The sequence below is a fragment of the Curvibacter sp. GW821-FHT01G03 genome (assembly GCF_059422285.1).
This window is the reverse complement of the sequence record NZ_JBWKWP010000001.1, coordinates 255,487-272,211: the sequence shown is the minus strand read 5'-3', so window position 1 is coordinate 272,211 and position 16,725 is coordinate 255,487. Positions and strand designations below refer to the sequence as shown.

Below are 16,725 nucleotides of genomic sequence, written 5' to 3'. Positions count from 1 at the left end.
CCGGCACACTCAGGCATGCTGGCATTGCGGGCAATAGAAGGTGGAGCGTTGACCCTGCTTGAGCTGCCGCACCAGGCTGCCGCAGGCCCGGCAGGGCTGGCCGGCACGCCCGTACACCATGGCCTCCAGCTGAAAGTACCCCGACTGCCCCTCGGCGTTGCTGAAGTCACGCAGGGTGCTGCCGCCTTTTTCGACCGCCCGCGCCAACACGTCGCGGATGGCACCATGCAGGCGCCGCGCCCGCGCCAGGCTGATGCGGTCAGCCCGGGTGGTGGGGCGGATGCCCGCCAGGAACAAGGCCTCGGAGGCGTAGATGTTGCCCACGCCCACGACCACATCGCCCGCCAGCAGCACCTGTTTGATCGCGGAGCGCCGCTGTCGCAAACCGGCATGGAAGTTCTCCACCTGAAAATCATCGCCCAGCGGCTCCAGGCCCAGGTGATCCAGCAGCTTGCGCGCCACGGGGTCCGACTCATCTCGGGCATGCACCACGGCGCCAAAACGGCGCGGGTCATGCAGGCGCAACAGGCCTTGGCTGGTGAGCAGGTCAAAGTGGTCGTGCACCCCCGCCGGGGCTGCGACCGCGCCAAAAGTCACGCTGCCCGACATGCCCAGGTGCAGCAGCAGCAGGCCCTGATCCAGGTCCAGCAACAGGTATTTGCCGCGCCGCCTGACGCCTCTCACCTGCCGACCCACGAGCGTGGAAGGCTCGCAGCCCAAGGGCCAGCGCAGCGGCTTGCCCAGGCTGACAGACAGCACCTGGGCGCCTGCGATGCGATCGGCAAAACTGCGCCGGGTGACTTCAACTTCGGGTAATTCAGGCATTGCACATTTCGTTTGCAAGCATGGATTATTATGAGTCGATGAAGCCTTTTCGCCGCTTGGTTCCTGTTGCCGCCGCCGTCCTGCTGGCCCTTCTTCAGCCAGTTCAGGCCCAGACGCCTCCCGCGCCCAAGCGCGAAGCCCCAGAGCCCCCTTCGCTCATGGATGCCCAACTGTTCTATGAGATCTTGCTGGGCGAAATGAACGCCAAGGGGGTTGACCCTGCGACCGGCTTTGCTCTGATCCTCGACAGCGCCCGCCGCACCAACGACAGCCGTCTGTATCAGCGCGCCATGGAGATCGCACTGCAGGCACGCTCCGGCGACTCGGCATTGCAGGCGGCGCAAAACTGGCGCCTGGCCCAACCCGATTCCCGCGAAGCCAATCGCTACGTGCTGCAGATCCTGCTGGCGTTGAACCGGGTCAGCGACTCGATCCCGGCCCTGCAACGCGAACTGGCACTGGCTTCTGCCGCTCAAAAGCCCCAATTGCTGGCGGCCATCCCCGCGCTGTATGGGCGGGTTGGCGACCGCGCCCTGGCCGCCAAAGTGGTTGAAGAAGCGCTCGACAAAGAACTGCGCGACCCCGAGATGGCCGGCGACGCCTGGGCTGCCGTGGGCCAATTGCGCCTGGCAGCCGGCCAGACGCCGCAGGCCCTGGAGGCCGCCCAGGCCGGCTTGAAGCTGCAACCGGCCTCAGAGGCGCCGGTGCGCCTGGCGCTGCAGATCATGGGCCCCAAGAGTCCCACCGCAGAACCCCTGGTCAGAGGCTATCTGGACCGCTATCCCAAGAAGGGCGAGATGCGGATTGCCTACGCCCGCACCTTGCTGGACGCCCAGCGCTACAACGACGCCCAGCAACAGCTCACCACCGTCACCGTCAACCAACCCGAACTGGCCGAGGCCTGGCTCATCCTCGGTGCCCTGCAGACGGAAGAGAACCAACAAGCACAGGCCCAGAAGTCGCTGGAGCACTATCTCGGCCTGGCCAGCGCACAAGCCGAATCCGAAGCACGTCAGCGCGGGCTCTCGCAGGCCTATCTGTCGCTGTCCCAACTGGCAGAGAAACGGCAAGACTACGCGGCAGCCAACGCCTGGTTGAGCAAGATCGACAGCCCCTCGCTGCAGGCCACGGCGCGCACCCGGCGCGCCGCCATTCTCGGGGCCCAGGGCAAGGTCGACGAGGCCCGCGCACTGTTGCAGACCTTGCCTACCAACACACCCAGCGAAGCACGCACCCGGCTGATGGCCGAGGTGCAATTGCTGCGCAGCCAGAAGGCCTATGACGCCGCCCTGCAGTTGCTGGACTCGGCCCTGCAATCGAGCCCGGACGACACCGACCTGATGTACGACCTGGCCATGATGGCCGAGAAGCTCGGGCGCTTCGAGCAGATGGAAAAACTGCTGCGCGACATCATGGCGCAGCAACCCGAGAACCAGAACGCCTACAACGCGCTCGGCTACTCGCTGGCAGACCGCGGCGTGCGCCTCGACGAGGCCCACCAGCTGGTGAGCAAAGCACTGGAGCTGGCCCCCAACGATCCCTTCATCAGCGATAGCCTGGGTTGGGTGGAGTTCAAACGGGGCCGCTTGCAGGAAGCCATCCAGATCCTGGACAAGGCGTTCCAGAGCAAGCCCGATCCCGAGATCGCGGCTCACTTGGGCGAAGTGCTGTGGGTTGCCGGCCAGCGCAGCCGGGCCACCGCCGTCTGGAAGCAAGGCATGGCACTGAGCCGGGACAACGAAACACTTCAGGACACGATGCGCCGGTTCAACGTCAAGCCATGACCCCAACACCGCGCCACCTGCGCAGACAGTTGCTCATAGCCGGCGCCATGTCTGCGCTTGGGTTGCTGGGCTGCGCCAGCGGCAGGCGCGCTTTGCCCGACGATGGCTCACCGCGCCCCGCTCATTTTTGGAGCGGGCGCCTGGCCTTGAAGGTGGAAGGCGACGCCCCTCAATCCTGGTCGGCCAGCTTCGAGTTGCTGGGCACGCCCGAGCAAGGCTCGCTCGATCTGTTCAGCCCGCTGGGCAGCACGGTGGCTCACCTTGAATGGTCAGCCGATCAAGCCCTCTGGCAGGCGCGGGGCGAAACCCGCCGATACGCCACACTGGAGCAGCTGGCCGCCGACGCCACCGGCACACCCGTGCCGATCGCGGCATTGTTTCATTGGCTGCAAGGCCAGCAGCCCACCCTGCCCGGCTGGCAGGCCGACCTCAGCCAGCTTGACAACGGGCGGCTGACAGCCCGGCGCGAGCAACCTCAACCTGCCCTCGAATTGCGCATCGTGCTGGAGCGCTGAACCGCAGGCGAGCCGGATAATGAGCCCATGAAGGCGATTTACGACGTTCCGGCCCCCGCCAAACTCAACCTGTTCCTGCACATCACCGGGCGCCGCCCGGATGGCTACCACTTGCTGCAGTCGGTGTTCATGCTGATCGATTGGTGCGACACGCTGCATTTCGAGCGACGCCCCGATGGCCGCATCGAACGCACCGACCTGACCGACCCCTTGCCCGCCGATGACCTGGCAGTGCGTGCCGCCCGCTTGTTGCAGCAAGCCGGCCAGGTGCAAGAGGGGGTGCACATCAGCATCGACAAGCAGATCCCGGCGCAGGCCGGCATGGGGGGGGGCTCATCGGATGCCGCCACCACCTTGCTGGCCCTCAACCGACTCTGGAAGCTCAACTTCAGCACCGAACGCCTGTGCGAACTGGCGATCCGGCTGGGTGCCGATGTGCCGTTCTTCATCCGGGGCCGCAACGCCTGGGTCGAAGGAATTGGTGAGATAATCCGGCCGTTGGAAAATTCTGCGCAGTGCCCGCCGGCGCGTTTCATCGTGGTGAAACCTGAAGCCGGACTGGAAACTGCAAAAATTTTTTCATCGCCTTTGCTGGAGTGGTCAAAAAACGCTGCTACAATCGAAGGCTTCGCTGCTGATCACTACCGATACGGTAAAAATGACCTGCAGTCAGTTGCTCAGCAACTTTGTCCTGAAGTTTCAAATGCCATCAATTGGCTGAAACAACAAGATTTAGATGCTAGAATGACGGGCTCAGGAAGTGCTGTGTTTTCACACATCACTGACTCGGTAGATCTGAAAGATGCGCCAGGCATCTGGAAGATCCGAGAGTGCAGCAACATGGAAGCTCATCCATTATTGGGTTGGGCTTCTAGCGAAAAGTTGTCGGTGGGTGTCTAGCTTTAGACATCAACCTGTGTAGGGGAGTCGCCAAGTTGGTTAAGGCACCGGATTTTGATTCCGGCATTCGAGGGTTCGAGCCCTTCCTCCCCTGCCAAATTCTTTGCACGCACAGGCCAATTTCCTTCAGACCGCTGGACGCTCATGCAAGCCACCCCTCCTGATTTCATGGTTTTCACGGGCAACGCCAATCCTGGTCTGGCCGCTGAAATTGCAAAAAACCTCGGCACCACGCTCGGCGCGGCCCATGTGGGTCGTTTTTCCGATGGTGAAGTCACTGTCGAGATCAATCAAAACGTTCGTGCTCGCGATGTGTTCGTGGTTCAGTCCACCTGCGCTCCGACCAACGAAAACCTGATGGAACTGCTCATCATGGTCGATGCCCTCAAGCGTGCATCGGCCGAGCGCATCAGTGCCGTGATCCCCTATTTCGGCTACGCCCGCCAGGACCGCCGTCCTCGCTCCACCCGCGTGCCCATTTCCGCGAAAATCGTCGCCAACCTGTTGCAGACCGTGGGCGTGGCCCGCGTGCTGACCATGGATCTGCACGCTGACCAGATCCAGGGTTTCTTCGACATCCCGGTGGACAACATCTACGCCTCGCCCGTTCTGCTGGGCGACCTGCGTCAAAAGAACTACGAAGACCTGATCGTCGTGTCGCCCGATGTGGGCGGCGTGGTGCGCGCACGCGCCCTGGCCAAACAACTGGGCTGCGATCTGGCCATCATCGACAAGCGTCGGCCCAAGGCCAACGTGAGCGAGGTGATGCACGTGATCGGCGAAATCGAAGGCCGCAACTGCGTGATCATGGACGACATGATCGACACCGCCGGCACGCTGGTGAAGGCGGCCGAGGTTTTGAAAGAACGCGGCGCCAAGAAGGTGTATGCCTATTGCACCCACCCGATCTTCTCGGGCCCGGCCATCGAACGCATCTCCAAGGGCTCGGCCCTGGATGAAGTCGTGGTCACCAACACCATTCCCTTGAGCGATGCCGCCAAGGAATGCAGCAAGATCCGCCAACTCTCCGTGGCTCCGCTGATCGCCGAAACGATCCAGCGCATTGCCCGCGGCGAGTCGGTGATGAGCCTGTTCTCCGATCAAGACGGTCAAAACTGACCCGCATTGCCTCGGTAGAACACACAGAGGGCTGACGGCCATGTGCCGCCAGCCCATTTTCAAATCAGGGTCGCACTGGTCGCGGTCGACCCCATCAGGAGTTCACTATGAAATTCGTCGCTTTTGAGCGCGCCAAGCAGGGTACGGGTGCGAGCCGCCGTCTGCGCATCACGGGCCGCACGCCCGGTATCGTCTACGGTGGTGAGGGCAAAGAACCCCAGCTGATCGAGCTGGACCACAACGCTCTGTGGCACGCCCTGAAGAAGGAAGCCTTCCACGCCTCCATCCTGGACATGGAACTGAACGGCCAAGAAGGCAAGGTTCTGCTGCGCGACGTGCAATACCACCCGTTCAAGCAACTGGTTCTGCACATTGACTTCCAACGCGTCGATGCCAAGACCCGCCTGTCGATGAAGGTGCCTCTCCACTACAGCGGTGAAGAAGAATCGCCTGCTGTGAAGGGCGACAAGTGCCTGATCAACCACGTTGTGACCGAACTCGAAGTCGCCTGCCTGCCGGCCGACCTGCCTGAGTTCATCGCCGTGGACCTGAAGAACCTGACCAAGGGCGTGTCCCTGCACCTGGCCGACATCCAATTGCCCAAGGGCGTGACGGCTGTCACCCATGGCAAGAAGAACCCGGTTCTGGTGTCGGTGGTGGCTCCGGTGGAAGAAGTCATCGCTCCGGTGGCTGCTGCGCCTGCGGCTCCCGCCAAGAAGGGCAAGAAGTAATCTCAGGCCTGGCCTGTTTTTACCCACCCCTCGGATGGCAGGCCTTCAAGCCTGCCCTCTGCGCCAGACGGCCCACCTCGGTGGGCCGTTTTGCATGGAGCATCCCCATCAGACCCCGCAGATAATCTCTCCCCATGATCAAGCTGTTTGTAGGCCTGGGCAACCCCGGCACCGAATACGAAGCCACCCGACACAACGCCGGTTTTTGGTGGATTGACGAGCTGGCACGCACCCTGAAAGTCAGCCTGACGCCTGACAAGGCCTACCACGCCAAGGTGGCACGGGCCAATGTCAGTGGGCAGACGATCTGGTTGCTGGAACCACAGACCTTCATGAACCTGTCGGGCAAATCGGTGTCAGCGCTGGCGCGCTTCTACAAAATTCAGCCTGAAGAGATCCTGGTGGTGCACGACGAACTCGACGTGGTGCCTGGCGAAGCCAAGCTCAAACTCGGTGGCAGCCACGCCGGGCACAACGGGCTGCGCGACATCCACGCCCAACTGGGCACCGACCGCTACTGGCGACTGCGACTGGGCATCGGCCACCCTGGCGTGAAATCGGAAGTGGTGAACTGGGTGCTCAAGAAACCGGCGCCCGAGCAACGCGAAGCCATCGAGATCTGCATCGAGCGCACCCTGAAGGCGGCGCCGGCCTTGATGGAAGGGCAGATGGAGAAGGCCACGCTGCTGATCCACACCAGCAAACCGCCGCGGCCCAAGCCCCCGAAGCCGGCCCCAAAGGCTGAGGCTGAACCAACCCCAGACGCCACGCCCCAAGCGCCTCAGGCCTGAGCCGCGCCCTGAAGGCGCAAGTACTTCTGCATCAGCGTCTCAGAGTTCTCGACCCGCTGCGGATTCACCGGAATGCAGGCCACAGGGCATACCTGCACACACTGGGGCTCGTCAAAGTGCCCCACGCACTCGGTGCATTTGTCGGGGTTGATCTCATAGATCTCGGGCCCCAGAAAAATCGCCTGGTTGGGGCACTCGGGCTCGCAGACATCGCAATTGATGCATTCATCGGTGATCATCAGTGCCATGCGCACTCCTTGGCACGTCGCGCAGACGGCCGCTTCAACGGTAGACAGGGCTTGCAAAGCATAGGCTCCATTATCCCGCGATCGCCCTGCCCACTCTGCGGCCACAGGCATTCAGCGCAAATGCAGGGCGGCTGCCTATTGGTTAAGTGAACACTCCATTCATTTGTCGCTTTTCTGCGGCACTCCGCAAGCGCGACAACCAGACGCGGCAGTTTCCGATATGCTGATCTGCTTTCACGGAAACAACCCCAACGCCACGGCCCTGCCCTGGCAGCCCAGCGGCCCATGAGTCTGTTCCTGTTCAAACGCTTTCTGACCTTTCTGGCCACCCTGGTCGGAGCGTCTGTCGTGATCTTCACCGTGCTGGAGATCCTGCCGGGCAATGCGGCCCAGATGCTGATGGGGCCTGACGCCGCGCCAGAGGCTGTGGCGGCCCTGGCCACCCAGTTGGGGCTCGACCAACCCGCACTGACACGCTACGGCCACTGGGTGGTCGGCATGCTGCAGGGCGATCTGGGCAACAGTTACACCTACAGCACCCCCGTGCTTGAGCTGGTGCTGGAGCGCTTGGCCCTGACCGTTCCCCTGGCCCTGCTGGCCATGCTGATCACCACCTTGATCGCCTTGCTGGCCGGGCTGTATGCCGCCTCGCACCACAACAAGGCCGGCGACGTTGGGGTGATGAGCCTGGCCCAGATCGGCATCGCCATCCCCAATTTCTGGTTTGCCATCCTGTTGATCCTGCTGTTCTCGGTACACCTCAAATGGTTCTCTGCCGGCGGCTTTCCGGGCTGGGAGGATGATCCACTGGAGGCACTCAAAGCGCTGCTGCTGCCCGCCATCTCGCTGGCCGTGGTGCAGGCGGCCATCCTGGCACGCATCACCCGCTCGGCCGTCCTGGAAGTGATGCGCGAAGACTTTGTGCGCACCGCCCGGGCCAAGGGCCTGAGCCGGCGTGCCACCTTGTGGCGCCACGTGCTGCGCAATGCCCTGATCCCGGTGATCACCGTGATGGGCCTGCAGTTCGCCAACCTGCTGGCGGGCACCATCGTGGTCGAGAACGTGTTCTTTCTGCCCGGCCTGGGGCGGCTGATCTTCCAGTCGATTGCCAACCGTGACCTGATCGTGGTGCGCAACTGCGTGATGCTGCTGGCCAGCATGGTGGTGGTGGTGAACTTTGTGGTCGACCTGCTGTATGCCGTGATCGACCCCCGTGTGAAAGCCAGCGACATATGAACCCGCAGCCCCATACGGCCCCACCAGGCGCCCTACCCAACACCGCGGCAAACCCGCCCGGCTTCGCAAAGCGGGCCGCCCGGCACCCCAGCTTTGTGCTGGGGGGTGTGCTGACCGTGCTGCTGATCCTGGCGGCTGCCCTGTCCTACGCCTGGACACCCTGGTCGCCCTACGAGGTCGACCTCAGCCTCAAGTTGCAGGGCCCATCGTGGCAGCATTGGCTGGGCACCGACACCTTCGGGCGCGACGTGGCTTCACTGCTGCTGGTGGGTGCACGCAGCTCGATCGCGGTGGGCCTGATCGCGGTCGGCATCGGCATCGGCCTGGGTACGGCCCTGGGCCTGCTGGCCTCGGCCCGCCGAGGCTGGACCGAGGAACTGGTGATGCGCCTGGCCGACTTCACCTTCGCGTTTCCGGCCATCCTGTCCGCCATCATGCTGACGGCGGTCTTCGGGGCCGGCATGGTCAATTCGATCATCGCCATCGGCATCTTCAACATCCCCACCTTTGCCCGCGTCACCCGGGCCTCGGCCAATGCGGTCTGGTCGCGCGAGTTCGTGCTGGCCGCCCGGGCCTGCGGCCGCAGCACCTGGCAGATCACCCGTGACCATGTGCTGCCCAACATCGTTTCGGTGCTGGTGGTGCAGGCCACCATCCAGTTCGCACTGGCCATCCTGGCCGAGGCCGCGCTGTCCTACCTGGGCCTGGGCACCCAGCCGCCCCAACCCTCCTGGGGCCGCATGCTCAGCGAAGCGCAGAGCATGCTGTTCCAGGCGCCACTGCTGGCGGTGTTCCCGGGCCTGGCCATCGCGCTGGCCGTGCTGGGTCTGAACCTGCTCGGTGACGGCCTGCGTGACCTGCTCGACCCTCGCCTCGCGCGCAAACGCTGATCCAACCGCCCACCCGCAAGCAACGATGGCCCTGCTCGAAGTCCAAGACCTCCACATCCGTCTGCAAACACCGCGCGGCCCGGCCGACGCCGTGCGCGGGCTCAGTTTCTCGCTCGACAAAGGCGACGCCCTGGGCCTGATCGGCGAATCAGGCTGTGGCAAGTCGCTCACCGTGATGGCCTTGATGGGCCTGCTGCCCGAAGGTGCCCAGGTGCGCGGCAGCATCCGCTTTGAGGGCCAGGAGCTGGTGGGCCTGGACGAAAGCCGCTTGTGTCGCCTGCGCGGTGACCGCCTGGCCATGATCTTCCAGGAGCCCATGACGGCCCTCAACCCGGTACACACCATCGGCCACCAGGTGGCCGAACCCCTGCGCCTGCATCGGGGCCTGAGCGCCGCAGCGGCACGCACCGAAGCCATCACGCTGCTCGACCGGGTGGGCATCCCGAACGCAGCCCAGCGCGTGGACGCCTACCCCCATCAGTTCTCAGGGGGCCAGCGCCAGCGCATCACCATTGCCATGGCCCTGGCCTGCAACCCCGATCTGCTGATTGCCGACGAGCCCACCACCGCCCTCGATGTGACGGTGCAGCGCCAGATCCTGGACCTGATCAATGAGCTGGTGGACGAGCGCGGCATGGCCTTGATGCTGATCTCACACGACCTGGGCGTGATTGCCAACAACGTTGACCGCATGCTGGTGATGTATGGCGGCAGCGTGGTCGAAAGCGGCCCGACCGAGGCGGTGTTCGCCCGCATGGCCCACCCTTATACGCGCGGCCTGTTTGCCGCCCGGCCCCGCCTGGGCCCACGCCCGCCCGGGCCGCGCCCTGCCCTGGCCACCATCGCAGGCACCGTGCCCGAGCTGGTCGACCTGCCTGCGGGCTGCGCCTTTGCCGGCCGCTGCGCCCTGAGCACAGCGCAATGCGAACAGCAACGCCCTGTCGCACGCCAGGTGGGCAGCCCCGAAGCATCGGAGGGCCTGAGCCCCCACCTGGTGAGCTGCTGGCACAGCCCCGAACTGCCCACCGAGGCCAAGGCATGAACGCGCGCGCCCCCATCCCGCCAACCCAGGCCCCTTTGCTGCGCGTGCAGCAGCTGGTGCGCGAATACACCCTGCCCCGCGAAAGCCTGTGGCGCCCGCCGGCCAGCGTGAAAGCGCTGCAAGGCGTCAGCTTCGAGATCCAGGCCGGCCGCAGCCTGGGCATCGTGGGCGAATCCGGCTCAGGCAAGTCCACCCTGGCCCGCCTGGTGATGGCCCTCGACCAGCCCACTGCAGGCACGGTCGAGCTCGAAGGCCGGAACCTGCACACGCTGACACCCTCGGCGCTGCGCCTGGCCCGCCAGCATTTCCAGATGGTGTTCCAAGATCCTTATGGCTCGCTCGACCCACGTCAAACCGTCGAGCGCATCGTCACGGAACCGCTGTTCGGGCTGCAGGTGGACACCCGCATCGCCCGAGAACAGGCTCGCCAGCAAGCCGGCGAGGTGCTGCGTGAGGTGGGCCTGCGCCCCACCGATCTCGACAAATACCCGCACGAGTTCTCGGGTGGACAGCGCCAGCGCATCGCCATCGCCCGGGCCCTGATCACCCGCCCGCGCCTGATCGTGGCTGACGAACCGGTCAGCGCGCTCGATGTGTCGGTACAGGCCCAGGTCCTGAACCTGATGCAAGAGCTGCAGACCCACCACGGCATCACCTACATGCTGATCAGCCACGACCTGGCGGTGGTCAACCACCTGTGCGACGACGTGGCCGTGCTGTTCAAGGGGCAGATCGTCGAGCAGGGAGCCCCCGATGTGCTCTTCAGTGCCGCCACCCACCCCTATACACAGACCCTGATGCAGGCCGTTCCCCAGGCCCGCCCTGGCCAGCGCCAGCGCAAGGCACGCCGGACCGACTCAGCATGACGCGCGAGATGATGACACCGCATATCGCCGGCCGGCGGCAGGCTTCTACAATGAAATTTCGACCCACCCGCCTGCCGGAGACCGCCCCCCGGGGCACACGGCGGCGCGGGCGCGACCTCTGTCCATCCCTGGCTTTTTCTGGAGCATGACCCCATGATCAACCGCCGTACTGTCCTGAGCTCTGGCGCCCTCGCCGCCCTGAGCGCGACCACCTCCCTGGAAGCCCTGGCTCAAAGCCGCAAAGACTCGGTGGTCCTGGGCATGACCCTGGAGCCGCCAGGCCTGGACCCTACCGCTGGCGCCGCCTCGGCCATTGCTGAAGTGGTGCAGTACAACCTCTTCGAGACCCTCACCAAGATCAACGCCGACGGCAGCGTCACCCCCCTGCTGGCCGAAAGCTGGGAGGTGTCGCCCGACCTCAAGACCTACACCTTCAAGCTGCGCAAGGGCGTGAAGTTCCAGAACGGCGAACCCTTCAACGCAGCGGCCGTCAAGTTCTCGTTCGACCGCGCTGGCGGTGAAAAAAGCACCAACAAGGACAAGCGCACCTTTGCCGAAATGAGCACCCAGGTGGTCGACGACAGCACGGTGGTGGTGCTGCGCAAAGAGATCGATCCCGACTTTCTGTTCGTGCTGGGCCAGGCCACGGCCATCATCGTCGAGCCCAAAAGTGCCGACACCAACGCCACCAAGCCGGTGGGCACCGGCCCCTACAAGCTCGATGCCTGGAACAAGGGCGCCTCGGTGGTGCTGGGCAAGTGGGACGGCTACCGCAACGCGGCCGCCATCAAGATCAAGAAAGCCACCTTCCGCTTCATCGGCGACCCGGCCGCCCAGGTGGCCGCCCTGCTGGCTGGCGATGTCGATGCCTTCCAGCGCGTGACCCAGCGGGCTGTGCCCCAGTTCAAGGCCAACCCGCAGTTTCAGGTCATCGTGGCGGGTTCACGGGCCAAGACGATCCTGGCCATCAACAACAAGAAGAAGCCGCTCGATGACGTGCGGGTGCGCCGCGCGATTGCCGCCGCCATCGACCGCAAGGCCGTGATCGAAGGCGCCGTGGACGGCTACGGCGTGCCCATCGGCAGCCACTACGTGCCCGGCGCCCTGGGCTATGTCGACACCACCGGCATCAACCCCTTCAACCCCGAAAAGGCCAAGGCCCTGCTCAAGGAAGCCGGCGTCACCACGCCGCTCGAACTGAGCCTGCTCCTGCCCCCCACCCCTTATGCCCGTCAGGGCGGCGAGGTGATCACCTCGCAACTGGCCAAGATCGGCATCGTGGCCAAGACGCAGAACGTGGAATGGGCGCAGTGGCTCAGCGGCGTGTACACCAACAAGAACTACGACCTGACCATCATCTCGCACGTCGAGCCCTTCGACCTGGGCAACTTCGCCAAGCCAGGCTACTACTGGAACTACGAATCGCCCAAGTTCAACGAGCTGTTCAAGAAAATCAACAACACCCCGCGTGAGGCCGACCGGGCCAAGTTGCTGGGCGAGGCGCAGAAGCTGCTGGCCGAAGACTCGGTGCACGCCTTCCTGTTCCAGCCGCAATGGATCACGATCGGCCACAAGAACCTCAAGGGTCTGTGGAAAGACATGCCGGTCTTCGTCAACGACCTCTCTGCTCTCTCCTGGTAAACCATGTCCACCGCCGCCCTTTCGAGCCAGCCCCTGCACAACCTTGAAGCCCACACGCTGATCGAGGCTTACCGGCAACGCGCCCTGTCACCGGTGGAGGTGACCGAGGCCGTGATCCGCCAGATCGAGCGTTGGGAGCCCTCTCTGTGCGCCACCTGGCTGTACCGGCCCGAAGCCGCCCTGGCCCAGGCCCGCGCAGCCGAGGCGCGCTGGCTCAAGGGCCAGCCTCTGGGCCTGCTCGACGGGGTGCCGGCCACCCTCAAGGACAACATTGCCACCGAAGGCGACCCCACCCCCCTGGGCAGCGCCGCCGTCAGCCTGACCCCGGCCACGGCCGACGCCCCGCCTGCCGCCCGCATGAAGGAAGCCGGCGCGGTGATCGTCAGCAAGACCACCATGCCCGACTACGGCATGTTGTCCTCCGGGCTGTCCACCTTCCATGCGCTGGCGCGCAACCCCTGGGACCTGAGCAAGGGCCCCGGTGGCTCCAGTGCCGGCGCAGGGGCCGCTGCCGCGGCCGGCTACGGTCCGCTGCACATCGGCACCGACATCGGTGGCTCGATCCGACTGCCCGCGGGCTGGTGCGGCATCTTCGGCCTCAAGCCCAGTCTGGGCCGCATTCCCATCGACCCGCCCTACACCGGCCGCGCCGCCGGCCCCATGACCCGCAGCGTGGCCGACGCGGCGCTGATGATGCAGGTGCTGTCGCGGCCTGATGCCCGTGACAGCATGAGCCTGCCCTGGCAGGACCTCGCCTGGTCGCAGTTCGATGCCGGCGTCGACGCCTTGCGTGGCCTGCGCATCGGCCTGCTGCTGGATGCCGGCTGCGGCCTGCCGGTCGAGCCCGAGGTGCGCGCCGCCATTGAACGCGCGGCCGCCCTGCTGGCCCAGGCCGGTGCCCACGTCGAGCCCATGGCCCCCTTCATGACCCAGGCCATGCTCGAAGGCATGGACCACTACTGGCGCATGCGCTCGCACATCGACCTGTCGGCCCTGCCCCCCGCCCAGGCCGACAAGGTGCTGCCCTACATCCGCCAATGGGCCGACAGCGCCGCCGGCATGAGCGGGGTCGAGGTCTTCAACGCCAGTCACCAGTTCCACCAGACCCGGCTGGCCAGTGTGAAAGCCTGCAACGCCTTCGACTACGTGATCTCGCCCACGTCCCCCATGCCGGCGTTTGCAGCCGAGCTGCCCTCGCCCACCAACGACCCGCTGCATGGTCTGGAGCACATTGGCTTCACCGTGCCCTTCAACATGTCGGAGCAGCCTGCTGCGTCGATCAACTGCGGCTACACCCGCGCCGGCCTGCCCATCGGCCTGCAGATCGCCGGTGCCCGTTTCAATGACCTGGGCGTGCTGCAGGTGGCCCGAGCCTTCGAACTGATCCGCGATCCGCAACGCCCCTGGCCAGAACCGCCGCAAGCATGACGCCACTGGCCGCCACCGACAGCCTGGGCAACCCGGTCACCCTGCACGACCCGGCCAGCCTGGGGCCGTTGAATGACTTTGTCGAGGGCTTCATCGCCTGCGAGGCCCGGTGTGTGAACGTGCTGGTGGCGGCCGAAGACAGCAGCCCGCTGGTGCAAGCCTATGCGGCGGCCCTGCACATGTTTGCCGAGACCGGTGATGCCCCCACCCAGGCCCGGCCTTTCATCGAACGGGCCGAAGCACAGGCGGCCGGCGCCACCGAGCGCGAGCAGCGCTTCATTGCCGCGGTGGCCGCCTGGGTACGCGGTGACCTGGCCCGCGCCGTGGCCCTGCACGAAGAGCAGGCGCGCCTGTTCCCGCGCGATCTGGCCTCGCTCAAGCTGGGGCAGTACCACCTGTTCAACCAGGGCCAGTCGCCCGGCATGCTGCGCCTGGCACTGGCCGCCCTGCCCCACGCAGCCGATGTGCCCTACCTGCACGGCATGGCGGCTTTTGCCTGGGAACAATGCCACCTGCTGCGCCAGGCCGAATCGGCTGCGCGCACGGCCCTGCGCCTGAGCCCCAAAGAGCCCTGGGCACAGCACGCATTGGCCCACGTGATGCTGACCGAGGGCCGACTGGAGGAAGGGCGTGGCTTCATGCGCGAGGCCAGTGTCAGCTGGGTGGGTCTGAACTCCTTCATGCAGACCCACAACTGGTGGCACCTGGCCTTGTTCGAACTGGAGCGCGGCCACGCCGAGGAGACCCTGCGCTTGTTTGATGAGCAGGTCTGGGGCGTGGTGAAGGACTACAGCCAGGACCAGATCAACGCCATCTCGCTGCTGGCCCGGCTGGAACTGGCTGGCGTGGCGGTCGGCCCACGTTGGCAGGACCTGGGCCAGCACCTGCTGCAACGCAGGCCTGACCACGTGCTGCCTTTTCTGGATCTGCAATACCTTTATGGGCTGGCCCGCGCAGGCCATGGTGACGAGGCCCAGGCGCGGCTGCAAGCCCTGCGCCGCCATGCGGAACAAGCCACCGGCCCCCTGCGCCCCGCCTGGCAGCAGGTGGCGGTGCCTGCCGCCGAAGCCCTGCTGGCCCACGCCGAAGGCCAGTACGCGCACAGCGCCCAGCGCCTGGGCCAGGCGCTGCCGCGCCTGAGCGAGATCGGTGGCAGCCATGCGCAGCGTGACCTGTTTGCCCAGATCCACCTGGATGCGTTGCGGCAATCGGGCCAGTGGGTGGGTGCACAGAACCTGCTGCAGCCCCTTTGCAACCAGCAACCCGAATCGTGTCGCCTCGCCGCCATGGCCACCCAGCTTTACAAGGATCTGGGTCTGGCGGAGGTCGTGGCCCAGACTGGCGCTGCGCCAGGCTGATTCACATCGGCAGCAGGCGGGGTGGCAGCTTGCGGCAGTCGGCGTCCAGAAATGGCCCCCCTTGCTGAATCCAGCCCACCCCTGGCGAAGCCTGGGCACAAACCTCTTTGCCATCCAGCTTGCTGCGCCACACATACCAGGGAGCGGGCCCCGCCTGGGCCAGCCCGACGAGCTGACAGCCCACCAGGCAGCCAACCAGACAGACCCGCCGGAAGACCCAACCTGAAAGGGGTGAGCGCAAGATACCCATGCCCTCACTCGACCAGGTAGCGCCCAGGCAGCAGGTGAACCGACTGCCGCAGGTGTTGGAGAATGCCTTCGTGCTCACGGGGCGTCAGCATGCGGACCCCGAAGGGGGTGTCGACCGTGGACAGCCGCTCGGCCTCCAGCACGCGCAAACCACGCGCCACATCCTGCACCACCCGAACCGGCACCCGCATGTTGCCGCTTTGGTACATCAAGGTCTCCGGGCTGCTCAGGTGCATCGAGTAATCGGGCCCGGTGATGCGCCCGTCAGGCTGCAACTCAGCCTGCGCCGGGTGTGGGCCATCGCGCTCGTCGGCATGGGGTTTGACTGAATAGGCCACGTCGCCAAACTCCGGCGCCACCATGGCGAGTTTGTAGCCGCAGCGTTCGCATTGGTAGTGGTCGGTGCCCGCGTCGCGCAACACGAAGCGCAGGCTGTTCTCGCGGCAATGCGGGCAATGCCGGCGCCCAGCCAGCAAGGCCGGATCAGGTGGCGCAGGACGAGGTGAGAGCGGCATGGCGTCGGCCCGAGGATGCTCAGGTGGGACCGCACCCAGGCTGACCCGTGCCTGGGGCTGCAAGGCGAATGGGTCATCCAGACTCGGCAGCCTCGACGGGTCCGCTGTCACAGCGCCCGGCGCGGCCGGCTTGGGGGAGGGTGCAGAGGGGGGCCGGTCGGGCGTCAGGTCCAGCTCGGGAGAACCATGGCTGGGGGTGATGCGCACCCGCACACCCCAACCCACAGGCTTGCGAAAAAACCCGATCCGACATCCCACCCAAGGCAGGCCATCGTGGGCCAGCGCCTGCGCGAGGGCCTGTGCCGCGGCCTGCACCCGTGCGGGCGCCGGCTGCTCTGCCCCGCCTTCGGGACGCCGCAGCCGACACACCAGGGCAGGCCCCTGCTGGCTCAGGCACAGTTCGCCCTCCGACCAGCCTTCAGGCCGGTCGGCGATGGCGGCCTGCGCCAAGACTTTCAGCAAGGGCTGATAAGACGAGTATCGGGTCGATTTCATGGTGTTGTTCTCCCAGTGCAGGTCGGTCTGAGGCCTGCAGGGTGAAGCACGGTGATACGCCAAGTGTAGCGATGGCCCCGGCCCTATGTCGA

17 protein-coding genes and 1 tRNA gene are annotated in these 16,725 nt (G+C 65.4%); 14 read left to right on the top strand and 4 right to left on the bottom strand.

Going from position 1 to position 16,725, the window contains the following annotated elements:
• Positions 1 to 9: 9 nt before the first annotated feature.
• A complete protein-coding gene (gene mutM / locus AC07VS_RS01290; protein WP_494749991.1) occupies positions 10 to 825 on the bottom strand; it encodes a bifunctional DNA-formamidopyrimidine glycosylase/DNA-(apurinic or apyrimidinic site) lyase in 816 nt (271 codons plus the stop codon).
• A 20-nt stretch (positions 826 to 845) separates the two neighbouring features.
• Here mutM and AC07VS_RS01285 point away from each other — a divergent pair, with 20 nt between their 5' ends.
• From AC07VS_RS01285 to pth, 7 genes are all read left to right on the top strand, one after another.
• Complete coding sequence (locus AC07VS_RS01285) at positions 846 to 2,609, top strand: tetratricopeptide repeat protein (RefSeq protein ID WP_494749990.1); 1,764 nt, start codon at positions 846 to 848, stop codon at positions 2,607 to 2,609.
• A 47-nt stretch (positions 2,610 to 2,656) separates the two neighbouring features.
• On the top strand, positions 2,657 to 3,124 hold the full coding sequence (locus tag AC07VS_RS01280; protein ID WP_494749989.1) for a lipoprotein insertase outer membrane protein LolB: 468 nt from the start codon (positions 2,657 to 2,659) through the stop codon (positions 3,122 to 3,124).
• Between the two features lie 27 nt (positions 3,125 to 3,151).
• Positions 3,152 to 4,024 (top strand): 4-(cytidine 5'-diphospho)-2-C-methyl-D-erythritol kinase, encoded by an 873-nt coding sequence (ispE, locus tag AC07VS_RS01275; protein ID WP_494749988.1) that lies wholly within the window; start codon positions 3,152 to 3,154, stop codon positions 4,022 to 4,024.
• A gap of 20 nt (positions 4,025 to 4,044) precedes the next feature.
• Positions 4,045 to 4,121, top strand: a tRNA-Gln gene (locus tag AC07VS_RS01270).
• 47 nt (positions 4,122 to 4,168) lie between these two features.
• Positions 4,169 to 5,143: a ribose-phosphate pyrophosphokinase gene (locus tag AC07VS_RS01265; RefSeq protein WP_019576050.1), complete on the top strand. Its 975-nt coding sequence runs from the start codon at positions 4,169 to 4,171 to the stop codon at positions 5,141 to 5,143.
• Between the two features lie 107 nt (positions 5,144 to 5,250).
• Positions 5,251 to 5,874, top strand: a complete 624-nt coding sequence (locus AC07VS_RS01260; protein WP_492347209.1) for a 50S ribosomal protein L25/general stress protein Ctc — start codon at positions 5,251 to 5,253, stop codon at positions 5,872 to 5,874.
• A gap of 134 nt (positions 5,875 to 6,008) precedes the next feature.
• Complete coding sequence (gene pth, locus AC07VS_RS01255; protein WP_494749987.1) at positions 6,009 to 6,665, top strand: aminoacyl-tRNA hydrolase; 657 nt, start codon at positions 6,009 to 6,011, stop codon at positions 6,663 to 6,665.
• Here pth and AC07VS_RS01250 read toward each other — a convergent pair.
• On the bottom strand, positions 6,656 to 6,913 hold the full coding sequence (locus AC07VS_RS01250) for a YfhL family 4Fe-4S dicluster ferredoxin (RefSeq protein ID WP_492347211.1): 258 nt from the start codon (positions 6,911 to 6,913) through the stop codon (positions 6,656 to 6,658). The genes pth and AC07VS_RS01250 overlap by 10 nt on opposite strands.
• A gap of 285 nt (positions 6,914 to 7,198) precedes the next feature.
• Here AC07VS_RS01250 and AC07VS_RS01245 point away from each other — a divergent pair, with 285 nt between their 5' ends.
• The 7 genes from AC07VS_RS01245 to AC07VS_RS01215 all read left to right on the top strand — a co-directional run bounded on the left by AC07VS_RS01245 (position 7,199) and on the right by AC07VS_RS01215 (position 15,374).
• Complete coding sequence (locus AC07VS_RS01245) at positions 7,199 to 8,149, top strand: ABC transporter permease (protein ID WP_492347212.1); 951 nt, start codon at positions 7,199 to 7,201, stop codon at positions 8,147 to 8,149.
• Positions 8,146 to 9,039, top strand: coding sequence for an ABC transporter permease (locus AC07VS_RS01240; protein ID WP_494656651.1), 894 nt, complete (start codon positions 8,146 to 8,148; stop codon positions 9,037 to 9,039). Before AC07VS_RS01245 ends, AC07VS_RS01240 begins: the two co-directional genes overlap by 4 nt.
• Positions 9,040 to 9,064: 25 nt before the next feature.
• The gene (locus AC07VS_RS01235) at positions 9,065 to 10,081 is read left to right on the top strand and encodes an ABC transporter ATP-binding protein (RefSeq protein ID WP_492347214.1); all 1,017 of its coding nucleotides are present in this window, start codon (positions 9,065 to 9,067) and stop codon (positions 10,079 to 10,081) included.
• Positions 10,078 to 10,947 (top strand): ATP-binding cassette domain-containing protein, encoded by an 870-nt coding sequence (locus AC07VS_RS01230; protein WP_494656649.1) that lies wholly within the window; start codon positions 10,078 to 10,080, stop codon positions 10,945 to 10,947. The genes AC07VS_RS01235 and AC07VS_RS01230 overlap by 4 nt, the downstream gene beginning before the upstream one ends.
• Positions 10,948 to 11,100: 153 nt before the next feature.
• Positions 11,101 to 12,588: an ABC transporter substrate-binding protein gene (locus AC07VS_RS01225; protein WP_492347216.1), complete on the top strand. Its 1,488-nt coding sequence runs from the start codon at positions 11,101 to 11,103 to the stop codon at positions 12,586 to 12,588.
• A 3-nt stretch (positions 12,589 to 12,591) separates the two neighbouring features.
• Entirely contained in the window at positions 12,592 to 14,016 is a 1,425-nt protein-coding gene (locus AC07VS_RS01220; RefSeq protein WP_494749986.1) for an amidase, read from the top strand.
• Positions 14,013 to 15,374 carry a tetratricopeptide repeat protein gene (locus AC07VS_RS01215; protein WP_494749985.1) on the top strand — a complete coding sequence of 454 codons (1,362 nt, stop codon included), beginning with the start codon at positions 14,013 to 14,015 and terminating at the stop codon, positions 15,372 to 15,374. Before AC07VS_RS01220 ends, AC07VS_RS01215 begins: the two co-directional genes overlap by 4 nt.
• 1 nt (position 15,375) lies before the next feature.
• Here AC07VS_RS01215 and AC07VS_RS01210 read toward each other — a convergent pair whose 3' ends face one another.
• Complete coding sequence (locus AC07VS_RS01210; RefSeq protein ID WP_494656646.1) at positions 15,376 to 15,624, bottom strand: hypothetical protein; 249 nt, start codon at positions 15,622 to 15,624, stop codon at positions 15,376 to 15,378.
• Positions 15,625 to 15,628: 4 nt separating this feature from the next.
• On the bottom strand, positions 15,629 to 16,633 hold the full coding sequence (locus AC07VS_RS01205) for a hypothetical protein (protein ID WP_494749984.1): 1,005 nt from the start codon (positions 16,631 to 16,633) through the stop codon (positions 15,629 to 15,631).
• Positions 16,634 to 16,725: the final 92 nt, after the last annotated feature.

Bases quoted from the DNA above. Each gene is read 5' to 3' on its own strand.
- AC07VS_RS01245 (WP_492347212.1), top strand. From the start codon at position 7,199: ATGAGTCTGTTCCTGTTCAAACGCTTTCTGACCTTTCTGGCCACCCTG.
- AC07VS_RS01220 (WP_494749986.1), top strand. From the start codon at position 12,592: ATGTCCACCGCCGCCCTTTCGAGCCAGCCCCTGCACAACCTTGAAGCC.
- AC07VS_RS01235 (WP_492347214.1), top strand. From the start codon at position 9,065: ATGGCCCTGCTCGAAGTCCAAGACCTCCACATCCGTCTGCAAACACCG.
- AC07VS_RS01215 (WP_494749985.1), top strand. From the start codon at position 14,013: ATGACGCCACTGGCCGCCACCGACAGCCTGGGCAACCCGGTCACCCTG.
- AC07VS_RS01265 (WP_019576050.1), top strand. From the start codon at position 4,169: ATGCAAGCCACCCCTCCTGATTTCATGGTTTTCACGGGCAACGCCAAT.
- AC07VS_RS01280 (WP_494749989.1), top strand. From the start codon at position 2,657: ATGTCTGCGCTTGGGTTGCTGGGCTGCGCCAGCGGCAGGCGCGCTTTG.
- AC07VS_RS01240 (WP_494656651.1), top strand. From the start codon at position 8,146: ATGAACCCGCAGCCCCATACGGCCCCACCAGGCGCCCTACCCAACACC.
- AC07VS_RS01225 (WP_492347216.1), top strand. From the start codon at position 11,101: ATGATCAACCGCCGTACTGTCCTGAGCTCTGGCGCCCTCGCCGCCCTG.
- AC07VS_RS01230 (WP_494656649.1), top strand. From the start codon at position 10,078: ATGAACGCGCGCGCCCCCATCCCGCCAACCCAGGCCCCTTTGCTGCGC.
- AC07VS_RS01205 (WP_494749984.1), bottom strand. From the start codon at position 16,633: ATGAAATCGACCCGATACTCGTCTTATCAGCCCTTGCTGAAAGTCTTG.
- AC07VS_RS01260 (WP_492347209.1), top strand. From the start codon at position 5,251: ATGAAATTCGTCGCTTTTGAGCGCGCCAAGCAGGGTACGGGTGCGAGC.
- ispE (WP_494749988.1), top strand. From the start codon at position 3,152: ATGAAGGCGATTTACGACGTTCCGGCCCCCGCCAAACTCAACCTGTTC.
- AC07VS_RS01250 (WP_492347211.1), bottom strand. From the start codon at position 6,913: ATGGCACTGATGATCACCGATGAATGCATCAATTGCGATGTCTGCGAG.
- AC07VS_RS01210 (WP_494656646.1), bottom strand. From the start codon at position 15,624: ATGGGTATCTTGCGCTCACCCCTTTCAGGTTGGGTCTTCCGGCGGGTC.
- pth (WP_494749987.1), top strand. From the start codon at position 6,009: ATGATCAAGCTGTTTGTAGGCCTGGGCAACCCCGGCACCGAATACGAA.
- AC07VS_RS01285 (WP_494749990.1), top strand. From the start codon at position 846: ATGGATTATTATGAGTCGATGAAGCCTTTTCGCCGCTTGGTTCCTGTT.
- mutM (WP_494749991.1), bottom strand. From the start codon at position 825: ATGCCTGAATTACCCGAAGTTGAAGTCACCCGGCGCAGTTTTGCCGAT.